The sequence below is a fragment of the Nonomuraea sp. C10 genome (assembly GCF_008017515.1).
In the GTDB taxonomy this organism is placed as follows: Bacteria; Actinomycetota; Actinomycetes; order Streptosporangiales; family Streptosporangiaceae; genus Nonomuraea; species Nonomuraea ferruginea.
The window spans coordinates 907,785-921,835 of record NZ_VPFF01000003.1 but is presented as its reverse complement, the minus strand read 5'-3'; the positions used below and the strand labels follow the sequence as shown (position 1 = coordinate 921,835).

General features: G+C 70.8%; 12 protein-coding genes. 10 read left to right on the top strand and 2 right to left on the bottom strand.

All coding sequences use genetic code 11. The features are described 5' to 3' along the window. The first annotated feature begins 36 nt into the window (after positions 1-36). Genes FR742_RS35810 through FR742_RS35800 form a run of 3 tightly spaced genes read left to right on the top strand, consistent with a single transcriptional unit; the run spans position 37 to position 4,760 of the window. On the top strand, positions 37-3,831 hold the full coding sequence (locus tag FR742_RS35810; protein WP_148035717.1) for a GDSL-type esterase/lipase family protein: 3,795 nt from the start codon (positions 37-39) through the stop codon (positions 3,829-3,831). Positions 3,832-3,846: 15 nt separating this feature from the next. Further along, the gene (locus FR742_RS35805; protein WP_148035716.1) at positions 3,847-4,302 is read left to right on the top strand and encodes a hypothetical protein; all 456 of its coding nucleotides are present in this window, start codon (positions 3,847-3,849) and stop codon (positions 4,300-4,302) included. Further along, positions 4,299-4,760, top strand: a complete 462-nt coding sequence (locus tag FR742_RS35800; protein ID WP_148035715.1) for a DUF2690 domain-containing protein — start codon at positions 4,299-4,301, stop codon at positions 4,758-4,760. Before FR742_RS35805 ends, FR742_RS35800 begins: the two co-directional genes overlap by 4 nt. Before the next feature lie 149 nt (positions 4,761-4,909). Here the strand turns inward: FR742_RS35800 and FR742_RS35795 are convergent, their stop codons facing one another. Continuing rightward, the gene (locus FR742_RS35795) at positions 4,910-5,575 is read right to left on the bottom strand and encodes a TetR/AcrR family transcriptional regulator (protein WP_148035714.1); all 666 of its coding nucleotides are present in this window, start codon (positions 5,573-5,575) and stop codon (positions 4,910-4,912) included. 148 nt (positions 5,576-5,723) lie between these two features. Between FR742_RS35795 and FR742_RS35790 the strand changes: the two genes are divergently transcribed. Genes FR742_RS35790 through FR742_RS35760 form a run of 7 tightly spaced genes read left to right on the top strand, consistent with a single transcriptional unit; the run spans position 5,724 to position 13,652 of the window. Next, the gene (locus FR742_RS35790; RefSeq protein WP_222709237.1) at positions 5,724-7,964 is read left to right on the top strand and encodes an AMP-binding protein; all 2,241 of its coding nucleotides are present in this window, start codon (positions 5,724-5,726) and stop codon (positions 7,962-7,964) included. Between the two features lie 25 nt (positions 7,965-7,989). Further along, entirely contained in the window at positions 7,990-9,150 is a 1,161-nt protein-coding gene (locus FR742_RS35785) for a substrate-binding domain-containing protein (protein ID WP_148035713.1), read from the top strand. Positions 9,151-9,154: 4 nt separating this feature from the next. After that, positions 9,155-9,958 carry an ABC transporter ATP-binding protein gene (locus tag FR742_RS35780; RefSeq protein ID WP_261808963.1) on the top strand — a complete coding sequence of 268 codons (804 nt, stop codon included), beginning with the start codon at positions 9,155-9,157 and terminating at the stop codon, positions 9,956-9,958. Continuing rightward, positions 9,955-10,668, top strand: a complete 714-nt coding sequence (locus FR742_RS35775) for an ABC transporter ATP-binding protein (RefSeq protein WP_148035712.1) — start codon at positions 9,955-9,957, stop codon at positions 10,666-10,668. The genes FR742_RS35780 and FR742_RS35775 overlap by 4 nt, the downstream gene beginning before the upstream one ends. A 37-nt stretch (positions 10,669-10,705) precedes the next feature. Then, positions 10,706-11,572 (top strand): branched-chain amino acid ABC transporter permease, encoded by an 867-nt coding sequence (locus FR742_RS35770; RefSeq protein WP_148035711.1) that lies wholly within the window; start codon positions 10,706-10,708, stop codon positions 11,570-11,572. Continuing rightward, positions 11,569-12,624: a branched-chain amino acid ABC transporter permease gene (locus FR742_RS35765; RefSeq protein WP_148035710.1), complete on the top strand. Its 1,056-nt coding sequence runs from the start codon at positions 11,569-11,571 to the stop codon at positions 12,622-12,624. The genes FR742_RS35770 and FR742_RS35765 overlap by 4 nt, the downstream gene beginning before the upstream one ends. Further along, a complete protein-coding gene (locus FR742_RS35760) occupies positions 12,621-13,652 on the top strand; it encodes a 3-oxoacyl-ACP synthase (RefSeq protein WP_148035709.1) in 1,032 nt (343 codons plus the stop codon). Before FR742_RS35765 ends, FR742_RS35760 begins: the two co-directional genes overlap by 4 nt. On the opposite strand, the gene FR742_RS35755 is transcribed toward FR742_RS35760, so the two are convergent. Beyond that, positions 13,642-14,019, bottom strand: coding sequence for a hypothetical protein (locus FR742_RS35755; protein WP_148035708.1), 378 nt, complete (start codon positions 14,017-14,019; stop codon positions 13,642-13,644). The two genes, FR742_RS35760 and FR742_RS35755, sit on opposite strands and share 11 nt — an antisense overlap. Positions 14,020-14,051: the final 32 nt, after the last annotated feature.

Genomic DNA, 14,051 nt, shown 5'->3' with positions numbered 1-14,051 from the left:
TCGTGTCCGCCTCCAGACGTACGCCCGGCGGTAGCGGTGCGTACTCCGCTCTTTCTCACCGCGCTCGCGGGCGCCGTGCTCGCATCGGTGCTGACCGTGCCGGCCGCACCCCTCACGGCGCCGGCCTCGGCCGCCGTCGGGAAGCCGGTCGGGTCCGTCCCCCCGGACCGGCGCGACGAGCTGCTCGGCTCGGGCTGGTCCGGCTCCGACGACCTGGCCTGGACCGCCACGGGCGACTCCACCGGCTTTCACATCCTGGTCGCCAGAGCCTCCGAGGGCTACCGGTGGCGGACCGCGGCGACGCTGTCCGAGGGCGGCTTCGACACGGACAGGTGGGTCGGCAACGTCTGCCTCACCGGCTCGGCCAAGCGGGCGGTGGTGGCCTACGGGCCACGCCAGTTCACCAACTCCGAGGCGCTCTTCCAGCGTGGCGCGTTCACCGCGCTGGTGGACCTGGAGTCCGGACGGATCACGAAACTGGGACTGCACGCGAGCCTCGCGTACCACAGCCCGGGATGCGGCGCCGGTGAGAGCGCCGTGTTCGCCCAGGCAGGCGGGAAGGAGAGCACCGCCACCCGGCTGCACCTCGTGGACGCGGCGACCGGCAAGACCGCCGCCCCGGTCGAGGTGCCCGGCCAGGCCACCTCGGCGGTCCCGATGGGGGACGCGATCGTGGCGGTGGCGGGCGACGGCCTGGTCGAGGTCTCCGGTTCGGGGAAGGTACGCCCGTACGCCCGTCTGGAGGGCACGCCGAGCCACCTGCGTCCACACCGAGACGGCAGCCTGACCTTCCTCGCCGCCCACGGCGACGACCTGGCGACCGTCGAGCACCTGCCCGCGGGCGGGGAGCGGCCGAAGCAACTGGCCAAGGGCCCGCTCACCCGGCTGGGCCTGGCAGCAGGGGCCGACGGCAGGGCCTACCTGACCGGCCGTCCCACCGAGGTCGGCGAGTTGCCCGGCCAGGTCGTGCAGGTCGCGGCGGGCGCGCACGACGAGGTCTCAACGGGCGGCGCGCTGTTCCTCTCCCAGACCGGCACGCGCCTGGGAACGCCGGGTTCCCCCTCACGGGTGACGCTCAAGGCGCGCGTGGCCCGGACCGGAGCCGGCCTCGACTTCGCGCTCGTCCCCGGAGGCCCGCGGACCGGGACCGGCGCGCGAGCGGCAGAGGGGCCCGCTCTCCAGACCGACGACCCCGTCGAGCCCTGTGCGATCCCGCGCAACGACGCCCGCCGGCAGGCGCTGCAACCGCACTGGAAGCAGGTCGAATGGGCGGTCAACCTCGCCGTGCAGGGCGCGCTCACGACGCCGCGGCCCTCCAACTGGAACCAGTCGGGGCTGCCGTCCTGGTCACCACAGGGCCTGCTCCCGCCCCTTCAGCTCAAGGGCGGCGGCCGGGTGCCCGCGCAGATCATGCTCGGCATCCTGGCCCAGGAGTCCAACCTGTGGCAGGCGTCCTGGCACGCCCTGGAAGGGGTCACCGGCAACCCGCTGATCGGCGACTACTACGGCAGGCGCGCCTCCGACGACGGCTGGAGCATCCGCTGGCGGGAGGCCGACTGCGGTTACGGCGTCGCGCAGGTCACCACCGGCATGCGCAAGGGCGACCAGGCCGAGACCACCCAGCGGGCCATCGCCCTCGACTACGCCACCAACATCGCCGCGGGGCTGCGCATCCTCCAGGACAAGTGGAACCAGGTCTACGACCACATCAAGATCAACAACGCTGACCCGGCGAAGCTGGAGAACTGGTTCGCCGCCGTGTGGGTCTACAACAGCGGCTTCCAGCCCGACGCGCGCTTCGGCAACGAGACCGGCTGCCGGCCCAGCCCGACCTGCACCGACCAGTACGGGAACTGGGGCCTCGGCTGGTCCAACAACCCGATGAACGCCGACTACCCGCCCAACCGCGAGCCGTTCCTGGAGAAGAGTCAGTCCGACGCCGCCAACCCGCAGCGCTGGCCGTACCCGGAGAAGGTCATGGGCTGGGCCGCCCACCCCATCGTCAAGTACGACTTCCGCGATGACTCGACGCACTCGGGATACAACCAGGCGTGGTGGGTCACCCAGCCCGTGCGCGAGCGCGTGAAACCGCCTCGGACCCTGTTCTGCGACAGCAGCAACTCCTGCGCCCCCGCCGCCCAGCCCTGCCTGAGGACGGACTTCCGCTGCTGGTGGCACAAGCCGGCCACCTGGAAGGAGCACTGCGACGTCGAGTGCGGCAACGAGAACATGCGCTTCCCGACCGACTATCCCGAACCGGTGTTCGCCCTCCATCCAGGCGAGGTCGAGCAGAAGAAGATGCCGGTGGAGCACTTCCGGCCCAACTGCGACCCCTTCACCACCGGCTTCAACGGGAGCAACGCCGTCCCGGCCAATTCGCTGATCATCGACGACGTGCCCGACACGGTCGCCTCGGTGCGGCCCGGCTGCGGCCGCCGCTTCACCAACGCGGGCTCGTTCGCGCTGAACTTCGCCGAGGACGGCGAAGGGCAGGAGCGCTCGAAGATCGACTTCCATCAGGTCGGAGGCGGGCTCGGCGGCCACTTCTGGTTCGCCAACACCCGCCCGCCCGCCGAAGGCTCCTACCGCGTCACCGGCACCTGGACCCTCGGCCGCACACTCCACCAGTGGGCGCGGGTGATGGTGCACATCCCCGACCACAACGCCGCCACCCAGCAGGCCGTCTACACGGTCGACACCGGGGACGGCCGGCGGGAACGCGCGGTCCTGCAACGCGTCCGGCAGCACCGCTGGGTCTCCCTCGGCGTCTTCGACTTCGGCGGCGTGCCCTCCGTCTCCTTGTCCAACCTCACCGATGACGGCGACGGCGAACAGCGGATCGCCTGGGACGCCATCGCCTTCCAGCTCTTGAGCTCCAAGCCCAGGCACCAGATCGTCTCGCTGGGCGACTCCTACGCCTCCGGCGAAGGAGCCTCGACGGCGGCGCAGCACGACTACTACACCGAGACCGACAGTGACGGCGGCGGCGTCGAAGGCACGTACAAGGACCCCGACTACCTCTGGAAGTACGGCAACGCCTGCCACCGCTCCAAGTACGCCTGGTCGCGAGCGGGCAGTCTCACCGACCGTCCGGCCCTGAGCATCGGCGAGCGGCACGACACCTGGGACCCGAGCCTGGAGCACCAGTTCCACGCCTGCTCAGGCGCGGTCACCGGTAACCTGACCGACGAGGGGCAGTTCCGCGAGCCGGCCCAGCTCGACAAGGGCTATCTGGACGAGAACACCACGCTCGTCACCCTGTCCGTCGGCGGCAACGACGCCCGCTTCAGCGCGATCCTCACCCACTGCATCTCCCGGCTCAGTCTGGATCCCTGTCAGGAGACCGCCCTGGAGGAGGACGGCGGCGTCCCGCTCAGCGAATCCGTTCCCCGGCAGATCAACGACGTCGTCGGCCCCGCCGTCCGCGACACCCTGCTGGCGATCCACCGTAAGGCCCCGAACGCGGCCATCGTCCTGATGGGCTACCCGCGGCTCTTCGACGGCGACTGCTTCCCCCGCATCGGCCTGCCCACCGCCCTCTGGCTCGGCGAGATGGCCGGCGTCCTGGACGACACCCTGCGCGGGGCCGCGGCCGCCGCCTCCGCCAGTACCGGCGCGGTTGTGTCCTTCGCCGACCCCCGTGAGGAGTTCGCGGGCCGCGGGGTGTGCGGGGAGCCGGAGGCCATCCACCGCGTGATCGCGGACCGTACGCAGGGCGAGAGCCCGGACGAGTCCGTGATCTCCCAGCAGTCCTTCCATCCCACCAAGGACGGCAGTTCGCTGCTGTACCGCAACGTGTTCAACCAGGCCCTGCGCGACATCAACCGCTGACAATAAGGAGACACCATGCCCACCGGCACCACGATCGGACGCGCGCTCGCCGCGATGGCGTTGGCGTGCACGACCCTCGCCGTCACCGGCGGACCATCGGGCGCCACCACGGCGCTGTCCTGCAAGGGAGCCACCTGCGTCGGCAAGAACCCGGCCACCTACGGCTGCGACGACGACGCCGAGCGCATGGCCATCGCCTCGACCGGCGACTGGAGCAAGAGCGTCCGCCTGATGAGGTCCGCCAAGTGCTCCGCCTACTGGGCCGTCGGGGTCGACGAGAGCTCGTGCTGCGGCTCCTCGGTGGTGAAGGCCGTCCGGCAGATCAAGACCACGTACGGGTGGTACAACCAGCGGGTCCAGACCGTCAGCCACTCCAACGGCGCCGGCACGAAGTGGACCCCGATGAACCAGAACACCAGTGGCGACCGCCACCAGGCCTGCTACTACGTCTGCACCTCTTGGAAGTCATGATGAAGCTGCTCACACTCGGCCGCGCCGCACTCGCGACGGCCCTCGCCGTCACCGCGCTCGGCGGCGTCGCCGCCACCTCCGCCCAGGCCGCCGCGGGCTGTTCCGGGGCGTCCTGCGTGGGCAAGAACCCCTCCACGATGGGCTGCACCGCGGACCAGACCATCCTGGAGCGCGTACGGATCGACTCCTATCTCGAGTTCCAGCTCGTCCACTCCGCGGCGTGCGCGGCCCGATGGGGAGCCTTCAAGGTCAGCACCACCGGCTCCGCGGGCAAGGTGACGTTGACCGAGACGAGGCAGGTGAAGACGCCGTACGGCTGGTACAAGAACGGCGAGGAATGGGTCGTGGCGGACCTGTCCAAGAAGGGCACCACCCGCACCGAGATGAACCGCAACACCGGCGACGACCGGCACCGAGTCTGCGCGAGCGGGTTCGGCTGCACCAGTTGGAGATCGTGAAGCCGGCCATGAGTAACTGATCGGAAGCGGGCCGCCCCCGGGCCGGGGGCGGCCCGCCGCCGGTCCCGTGGCCAGGATCGGCCGAGGGCGTCGCCGAGCCGGATTCGGGGGAAGGCGCGGACATGACCGGGTGCGCCGCGCGGGGGCGCTCATCGCGGGATCGGTTCGGAGGGGGTGCCGAGGCCGCGGGTGATGAAGGCGTACATCTCCGCGAAGACGTCCTCCGGGATCCGCTTGGGCTCCGGGCCGTCCCACAGGATCCAGCGCATGCCGATCAGCTCGCCCACGCCCATCAGCGCCCAGGCCAGGACCTCGGGATCGGCGCGGACGACCTCGCCGGTGTTCATCGCGTGACGGAGCCCCTCCATGTAGCCTTCGGCGATCTTCGCGTAGTGCTGGTGCATCGCGTCGGGGGAGACGAACTCGGCCTGCCGGATGATCCGGTAGAGGGCGGGATGCTCGGCGGTGAACCGGAAGTATCCGCCGAAGCCCAGCCGCTCACGCTCGGCACGGCTGTGGCCCTGCGCGGCCGCTTCGGACATCGCGTGCCTGACCCGGCGGTTGAGATCGGCGACCAGCTCGTCGAAGATCTGCTGCTTGCCCTCGAAGTAGATGTAGAAGGTGCCCTGTGACACCCCGGCCGCCTCGGTGATCTTCACGATGGAGGCGTCGTAGTAGCCGAGCGCGGCGAAGACCTGCTCCGCCGCGTCGAGCAGCTTTCTGCGTGTGCGCTCCCCGCGCTTGGACAGTGGCGTGCCACGCGCGCTCGTGAGGATCTCGGGGGAAGCGGTCACGTCGGTCTCGGTGTCCGTCATGGTCTCAACATATTAGCTGAATCATCTCTCATGTAGCTATTGACCCGTACGAGGGACAACCCTAGCTTGTACGTGAATCACGTCTCATGTTGAGAGGGCCGGAGGTTCTCTCCGCGAGCTGAGCGATGCGATTCACGAGGGAGCGGATGTGAAAGTGCCCGATGTGCTCGGCGCCCGCGCCGAGCTGAGCCCCGGCGCGACCGCGCTGGTCGACACGCTCAGCGGGCGTGAGTTCGACTACGCCACGGCCTCTGACCGCGCCGGCCGGATGGCTCGGCACCTGCGTGACGGGCTCGGCGTGCGGCCCGGCGACCGGGTGGCCGTGCTGAGCGGCAACCGGGTCGAGGTGATCGAGCTGCTGATCGCCTGCGGGCGGATCGGCGCGCTGCTGGTCCCGCTGAACTGGCGGCTGTCGGTGCCCGAGCTGGCCGGCATCCTGGACGACTGCGGTGCCGCCGTGGTGCTCTGCGACGACGCCCGCGCGGAGGCGGCCGAGCGGCTCGACGCCAAGGCCGTACGGCTCGGCGCCTCGTACGAGCGGGCCCTCGCCGACGTGGAGCCGCTGTCCGGGCGGTCCTGGAACGACGAGCACGATCCGTGGTACCTGCTCTACACCTCCGGCACCACCGGCCGTCCCAAGGGCGTCATCCAGACCTTCGGCATGGCCGTGGCCAACCATCTCAACATCGGCACCGCCATCGGCCTGACCTCGGCCGACACCACGCTGAACGTGCTGCCGACCTTCCACACCGGCGGCATCAACCTCTACACGCTGCCCACGCTGCTGGCCGGCGGCGCCGCGATCGTGCAGCACGAGTTCGACCCGGCGCTCGCGCTGCGGCTGCTGGCCGAGCGCGGCACCGCCTTCTTCGGCGTGCCCACCATGTACCAGCTCCTGCGCGACCACCCGGACTTCGCTGCCACCGACCTGTCCGGCGTGCGGTCCTGGGCCTGCGGGGGCGCGGCCCTGCCGGTGCCGCTGCTGCGTGAGCTCGCCGGCCTGGGCATCGTGGTACGGCAGGGCATGGGCATGACCGAGACCGGCCCCACCCTGTTCCTCATCGACGAGGCCCACGCCCTGTCCAAGGCGGGCTCGGTGGGCAAACCGCAGCTGTTCGCCGAGGTGAAGCTGATCGACCAGGACGGCCACGCCGCGGACGAGGGCGAGCTGCTGATCCGCGGCCCGGGCATCACCCCCGGCTACTGGAACCAGCCCGAGGTCACCGCCGCCGCCTTCACCGAGGACGGCTGGCTGCGCTCGGGCGATGTCGCCCGGCGGGACGCGGACGGCTATTACACGATCGTCGACCGGGTCAAGGACATGTACATCTCGGGCGGCGAGAACGTCTACCCGGCCGAGGTCGAGCGCGTGCTGTTCGACCATCCCGCGGTGGCGGAGGCCGCCGTGGTGGGCGTGCCGGACGCGCGCTGGGGCGAGACCGGCAAGGCCCACCTCGTCCTCAGGCAGGGAGCGGAGATCGAGCCCGACGAGGTCCGCGCGTTCTGCCGCGAACGGCTGGCCGGCTACAAGGTGCCCGCGTACGTCGAGGTGGTCGAGGCCCTGCCGCGCAACGCCGCCGGCAAGATACTCAAGGACCGGCTGCGGGTCGTCACCTGGAGCGAGACGTTCACCGTCGGCCAGCGGGACTTCGACCGGTTCGCCGCGCTGACCGGGGACGACAACCCCCTCCACGTGGACCCCGGCTACGCCGCGACGACCCGGTTCGGCGGCACCGTCGCCCACGGCATGCTCCTGTTCGCCCTGATCCGCACCGCCGTGCGCCGCCACCATCCCGGGGCCGAACTGCTCACGCAGCGCCTGACGTTCCCCGCGCCGACGCGGGCCGGGGAACGGGTCACGGTCACCGCGCGCGCGTCGGCCGACGAGCTGGACCTCACCGTGACCCGGGCCGACGGCACGACCGTGTGCGAGGCCGTCACGACCATCGGGAGGCGATCTTCCGCCCCGGAGGCCCGGCCGGTGCCGGCGGGAACGGTCCGGAACGCGTCGGCGGACCCGGACCAGGCGGTCGGACGCCGCGCCCACCTGGAGCGGACCTTCACCGAGGAGGATCTCGCCGGATACCGGAGCCTGACCGGGGACACCGCCGAAGACGCTGCCGAAGACACCGTGCCCGAGCCGTTGGTCGCGGGGCTGTTCTCCGCGCTGCTCGGCACCGACCTGCCGGGCAACGGAACCATGTATCTCAAGCAGGAGCTGCGCTTCGACGGCCATGCCAGGCCGGGCGACGCCCTGCGAGCCGAAGTGACCATCAGCGCCGTCCGTCCGGAGAAGGCACTGGTCGATCTGCGCACCGTCGCGACGATCGGAACCCGCGTGGTGTGCCAGGGCGAGGCGCTCGTCATGGCCCGCCAGTTCGCCCTCTAACCCCCCCCTTGAAGAGGAGACCTCCATGAAGCGATCCGGCATCGCGGTAGCCGCGTTACTCGTCCTCGGCCTCACGGCCTGCGGAGGCGCCACCTCGGGCGCCGGCCCGGCGGAAGGGGCGGTGAAGGTCGGGCTCGTGACCTCCACCAGCGGGCTGGTCGCCGGCTACGGCCAGCAGTTCACCGAGGGATTCAAGGCCGGGTTGGACTATGCCACCAAGGGCACCGGCAAGGTCGGTGACACGGCCGTCGAGGTGACCTACCACGACGACGCCAGCGATCCGGCCAAGGCCACCGCCGTCGCCACCGACCTGATCGGCAAGGGCTACAAGATCCTCGCCGGTACGGTCTCCTCCGGCGTGGCCATGCAGCTCGCCCCGCTGGCCGCGCAGAACAAGGTCCTCTACATCAGCGGCGCGGCCGCCGCCGACACCGTCACCGGCATCAACGCCTACACCTTCCGCTCCGGCCGCCAGACCTGGCAGGACGTGCGGGTGGCCGAGGCGGTGGTGGACGGCGTGCAGGGCAAGAAGGTCGTCGTCTTCGCCCAGGACTACGCCTTCGGCCAGGCCAACGTGGCCGCCGTTCAGGCCGTGCTCGGCGAGGCGGGCGGCGCGACCGTCACCCCGGTGCTGGTGCCGCTGAAGACCGCCGACTTCACCCCGTTCGCCCGGCAGATCGTGGACGCCAAGCCCGACCTGCTCTTCGTCGCCTGGGCCGGTGACACCGCGGCCAACATGTGGCAGACCCTCGCCCAGCAGGACGTCTTCCAGCACACCAAGGTGGTGACGGGCCTGGCGGACCGTGCCACGTTCAGCTCCTTCGGCCCCGCCGGAGACAAGATCAATTTCTTGGCCCACTACTTCGCCGAGGCCACCGACAACGAGCCCGCCAAGGCCATGGCGACCACGCTCGGCAAGAAGCCGGACATCTTCCACACCGACGGGTTCACCGCCGCCCAGATGCTGGTACGCGCCATCGAACAGGGTGACGACGTCGACAAGATGATCAGTGGTCTCGAAGGCTGGACGTTCCTCGGGCCCAAGGGTGAGATGACCGTCCGCGCCGAGGACCACGCGCTGCTCCAGCCGATGTTCCAGGCCACCCTGTCCGGAGACGTGCCGCAGCTCACCGGAACGCTCCAGCCGGACCAGGCGGCCCCGCCCACCACCCCGATCAAGCGCTAGCCCGGTGACCACCGATGAGGCGAGGGGAGCGCGGCCCGGGACCGCGCTCCCCGACGGGCAGCCCATTCTCGAGACCCGGGAGCTCGGCGTCGCGATCGGCGGGGTCCAGATCCTCAGCGACGTCTCCCTGTCGGTGCGGCGCGGCGAGATCATGGCCGTGCTGGGGCCGAACGGCGCCGGCAAGACGACCCTCTTCAACATGCTCACCGGCCTGCGCCGGCCGACCAGCGGGCGCATCCACCTGCAGGGCCGGGACATCACGGACGAACCGGTCTTCCGCCGGGCGCGGCTCGGCCTGGCCAGAAGCTTCCAGATCGCCAGCCTGTTCCCGTCGCTGACCGTACTGGAGAACGTACGGCTGGCCGCGCAGGCACACGTCGGCGGAAGCCTCGCCCTGTGGCGGCGCGTCCGCCGTACCGACCCCGCCCTCGACCAGGCCCGCGCGGCTCTGCGGACGGTCGGCATCGCCGATCACGCCGACGACCCGGCCGCGGCCCTGTCCCACGGCGGCAAACGCAAGCTGGAGGTGGCCCTCGCCATCGTCGGCAATCCCGCCGTACTGATCCTCGACGAGCCCACGGCCGGCATGAGCGCCGAGGACGTGCCGGAACTGACCGAGGTGATCAGGCAGGTGCGTGACACCCACGGCACCACCATCGTGCTCGTCGAGCACCGGATGGACGTCGCGATCGCGCTGGCGGACCGGATGGCCGTGATGCACCACGGCACCCTGCTCGCCTGTGACACGCCCGACAACGTGATGGCCGACCAGGTCGTGCAGTCGGCCTATCTCGGGGAGGCGCTTTGAGCACGCCGGACACGATCCTCTCCGTCTCCGGCCTCGACGTCCATCTCGGCGAGTCGCACGTGCTCCAGGGCGTGTCGTTCGAGGTCCGCTCGGGTGGCGTCACGGCGTTGCTCGGCCGCAACGGCGTCGGCAAGACGACCACCCTGCGCGGTCTGCTCGGGCTGGTCCAGCGCCGGGGCGAGATCCTGCTGGAAGGCAGGGACATCTCCCGCCTGCACACCCACGAGGTGGTCCGGCTGGGAGTCGGCTACGTGCCGGAGAACCGGGACGTCTTCGCCGGCCTCACCGTGCAGGAGAACCTGCGCCTGGCCGAGCGTCCCGGCGGCCCGCACCACTACGACCTGGTCTACGAGCTCTTCCCGCGGCTCCGTGAACGGCTGCGCCAGCGGGCCGGGACGATGTCCGGCGGCGAGCAGCAGATGCTGGCCCTGGCCCGCGCCCTGCTCAACGACAACCGCCTCCTGCTGATCGACGAACCCAGCCAGGGCCTGGCCCCGCACCTGGTGACCCACCTGGCCGACGCCCTCACGCGCGTCGCCACCCTGGTCACCGTCGTGCTGGTCGAGCAGAACCTGAACCTGGTCCGCCGCCTGGCCAGGGACGCGGTGATCCTCGACCAGGGCCGCGTCGTCTGGACCGGCGACGTGGGCCGGCTGCTCAACGACGACGAACGAACACGCGACTACCTCGGAGTGGGGGTGGCACGATGACCGGCCGCCGGGCCGCCTGCCGTACCGGAGCGCGGGCATGAGCACCTTCATCCTCTTGACGATCACCGGGCTCGGCCTGGCGGCGCTCTACTTCCTCGTCGCGTCCGGGCTGTCGCTGATCTACGGGCTCATGGACGTGCTGAACTTCGCGCACGGCGCGTTCCTCACCATGGGCGGCTACGCCGCGTGGCTCGTCGTGGACGCCACCGGAAGCTTCACCCTCGGCGTGCTGGCCGCGATCGTCGTCTGCACCGCGCTGGCGGCGCTGATGGAGACGACGCTGCTGCGACGGCTGTACGGATCGCACGTGCCGCAGGTGCTGCTGACCGTCGGACTGCTGCTGGCGATCACCGCGCTGATCCGGTCGGTCTTCGGATCCGACGCCCACCCGATCGCGACCCCGGCCTGGATGAACGAGGTGACCGAGATCTTCGGCGCCCCGATCCCCAACAACCGGTTCCTGCTGATCCTGGTGGCCGTGGCCGTGTACCTGGCGATGTCGGCCTTCCTGGCCAGGACCCGGTACGGGCTGATCATCAGGGCCGGGGTGGAGAACCGGGCCATGGTGACCGCGCTCGGCATCGACGTACGCCGGGCGTTCACCCTGGTCTTCGCCATCGGCGGAGCGCTCGCCGCCCTGGCCGGCGCGCTCACCGGGGCCATCAACAACGCGGTCTCGCCGGAGCAGGGCATCAGCCTGCTGATCTACGCGTTCATCGTGGTGATCATCGGGGGTCTGGGCTCGTTCCGCGGCTCCGCCCTGGCCGCCGTCCTGGTCGGCCTGCTCCAGCAGTACGCCAACTTCTACGGCCTGGTCGGCGCCGGTGACCTGATCGTCGTCCTCATGCTCGCCGCCATCCTCCTCATCCGCCCCCAGGGCCTGCTCGGAAGGGTCGCCACATGACCGACCAGATGACCCGCCCCGGGGCGGTGGCCACGGCGCGCATCCTGGGTGGCCCGCGCCCGTGGGTCAGACCGGTCTCGCTGGCACTGCTCCTGCTGATGGCCGCGCTGCCCGCCCTCGACGTCCAGATCCCCCTGCTCTTCGACGGGACGCTCGCCAGCCCCGGCGTGCTGCACCTGCTGTCCCTGATGTGCGTGATGGCCGCCATCGCGATCACCTACGACCTGCTGTTCGGCTTCACCGGCCTGCTCTCCTTCGGCCACGGGCTGTACGTCGCGATCGGCATGTACACCACCGCGGTGGTGCTGACCAACACCGGCCTCGGCCTCGGCGGCGCCCTCGGCTACGTGGTGGTGCTCGGCGTGGCCGTGCCGCTGGTGCTCGGCGCCGTCGTCCTGCGGGTCGGCGGCATCGCCTTCACCATGGCGACCCTGGCCTTCGCCCAGGCCGGAGCCATCTTCGTGGTGCGGGACCCGTTCCGTGTGACGGGCGGCGAACTCGGCCTCGCGCTCCCGTACGAGCAACTGCCCGACGTGCTGGTCGGCGTGGTCAACGCCAAGTACCGCTACTGGCTGGCGCTGGCGCTGCTGGTGCTGACCGTCGTGGTGGTGCGCTGGGCGCTGGCCTCGCGGCCGGGCCGGGTGTGGCGGGCGATCCGCGACAACGAGACCCGCGTCACCGTGCTGGGCCTGCGCTCCTACGCGTTCAAGCTGATGGCCTTCACCCTGTCGTCGTTCCTGGCGACCCTGGGCGGCATGGTCTACGCGCTGATCGTCGGCGGCGCCCACGCGGAGGTGACCGACTCCACCTTCACGCTCGGGTTGCTGGTCATGGTCGTGCTCGGCGGATCCGGCCGGCTGTCCGGCGCGCTCATCGGCGGCCTCGTCTACACCTACCTGAGCCACCGGCTGGGAGATCTGTCGACCACGGTCAGCGGGCCGCTCAGCGAGCCGATGTTCGTCCTCGGCGTGCTCTTCGTCGCTCTGATCATGTTCCTGCCCGGAGGCATCGTCTCCCTGGTCCGCCGTACCGAGTCCCGAGGAGAAGCGTGACCGTGCGCATCGCCGGAACCGCGAGTTACCTGCCACGCCACCGGATGACCGCGACCGAGATCTCGGCCCTGAGCGGGATCCCGGAGGACGTGATCGTCGAGCGGTTCGGGCTGAGCGGCAAGCACATCGCGCCCCCCGGCGAACACGTCACCGACATGGCGGCGAAGGCGGGCGCCCAGGTGCTGGCCGAGACCGGGACCGACCCCGCCGACGTGGACGCGGTCGTCTACTTCGGCTCGACCTGGAAGGACCACGCCGTATGGCAGGCCGCGCCGCGGATCGCCCACCTGCTCGGCACGCACCGCGCCTTCGCCCTTGAGCTCGACTACGTCTCGTGCGGCACCCCGGTGGCCTTCCGGGTCTGCCGGGACCTGATGGTCGCCGAGCCGCACCTCAGGCGGGTGCTCGCGGTCGCGGCCAGCCGGGAGTCGTACCTGCTCGACTACACCAACAACCGCTCCCGCTTCGCCTTCAACTTCGGGGACGGCGCCGCCGCGGCGCTGCTCACCCGTGACGGCGGTGTCGCCGAACTCCTCGAAAGCGAGATGATCACCGACGGTTCCTTCTCCCACCAGGTACGGGTCCCCGCCGGGGGCAGCGTCGAGCCCGCCAGCGAGCACACGGTCAGGAACGGCCGGCATCTGATCGACGTGTCCGACCCGGCCTCGATGAAAGAGGGCCTGGACCGGGTCTCGCTGCCCAACTTCGTGCGGGTGGCCGAAGGGGCGCTCAAACGATCCGGGCTCGGGCTGCACGACGTCGCCCAGCTGTGCGTCCTGCACATGAAACGCTCGATGCACGACGGCCTGCTCGCCGCCCTGGGACTGCCCGCCGACCGCGCCCTCTATCTGGACGACACCGGACACATGAGCGGCGTGGACCCGCTCCTCGCCCTGGACCGCGCGGCGCGCACGGGCAGGCTCAACCCGGACGACATCGTGCTGCTGCTGGCCGCCGGCACCGGCTACACCTGGGCCGCCACCGCGCTGCGCTGGAACCGTCGGGGGCCGGTCGGCGTCAACCGGTGAAGCGGATCGTCGCCCCTCGGTCGGTGACCGACAGCACGCGGAACGAAAGGCCGCCGACGGATCCCCGGCCGCCTTCCCCGAGGTTGACGCCGCCGCCGGTCGTCAACACCCGGCCGTTGACCCGGCGTACGGAGGTCGTCCGCACGGCCACCGTTTCGGCGTCCACCTTGGAGACGCGGATCTTGCGAGAGCCGTACGTGGCGGAGACCCGGAAGCTCACCGGCTTGGTGAAGGTGAACGTGCACTTCCCGTCGTAGCAGCTCCGCAGGTTCGGCTTGGCCGCGGCGTCGGCCGGCTGCGCGGCGAGGGCCGGCGCCACGGCGAGTGCGCACGCGAGGGCGATGGCGGTGATGGAGAACCGTTTCATGGTCTGTTCCTACAGACCGCCATCCGGGAGGG

Bases quoted from the DNA above. Each gene is read 5' to 3' on its own strand.
- FR742_RS35805 (WP_148035716.1), top strand. From the start codon at position 3,847: ATGCCCACCGGCACCACGATCGGACGCGCGCTCGCCGCGATGGCGTTG.
- FR742_RS35800 (WP_148035715.1), top strand. From the start codon at position 4,299: ATGATGAAGCTGCTCACACTCGGCCGCGCCGCACTCGCGACGGCCCTC.
- FR742_RS35795 (WP_148035714.1), bottom strand. From the start codon at position 5,575: ATGACGGACACCGAGACCGACGTGACCGCTTCCCCCGAGATCCTCACG.
- FR742_RS35785 (WP_148035713.1), top strand. From the start codon at position 7,990: ATGAAGCGATCCGGCATCGCGGTAGCCGCGTTACTCGTCCTCGGCCTC.
- FR742_RS35770 (WP_148035711.1), top strand. From the start codon at position 10,706: ATGAGCACCTTCATCCTCTTGACGATCACCGGGCTCGGCCTGGCGGCG.
- FR742_RS35765 (WP_148035710.1), top strand. From the start codon at position 11,569: ATGACCGACCAGATGACCCGCCCCGGGGCGGTGGCCACGGCGCGCATC.
- FR742_RS35755 (WP_148035708.1), bottom strand. From the start codon at position 14,019: ATGAAACGGTTCTCCATCACCGCCATCGCCCTCGCGTGCGCACTCGCC.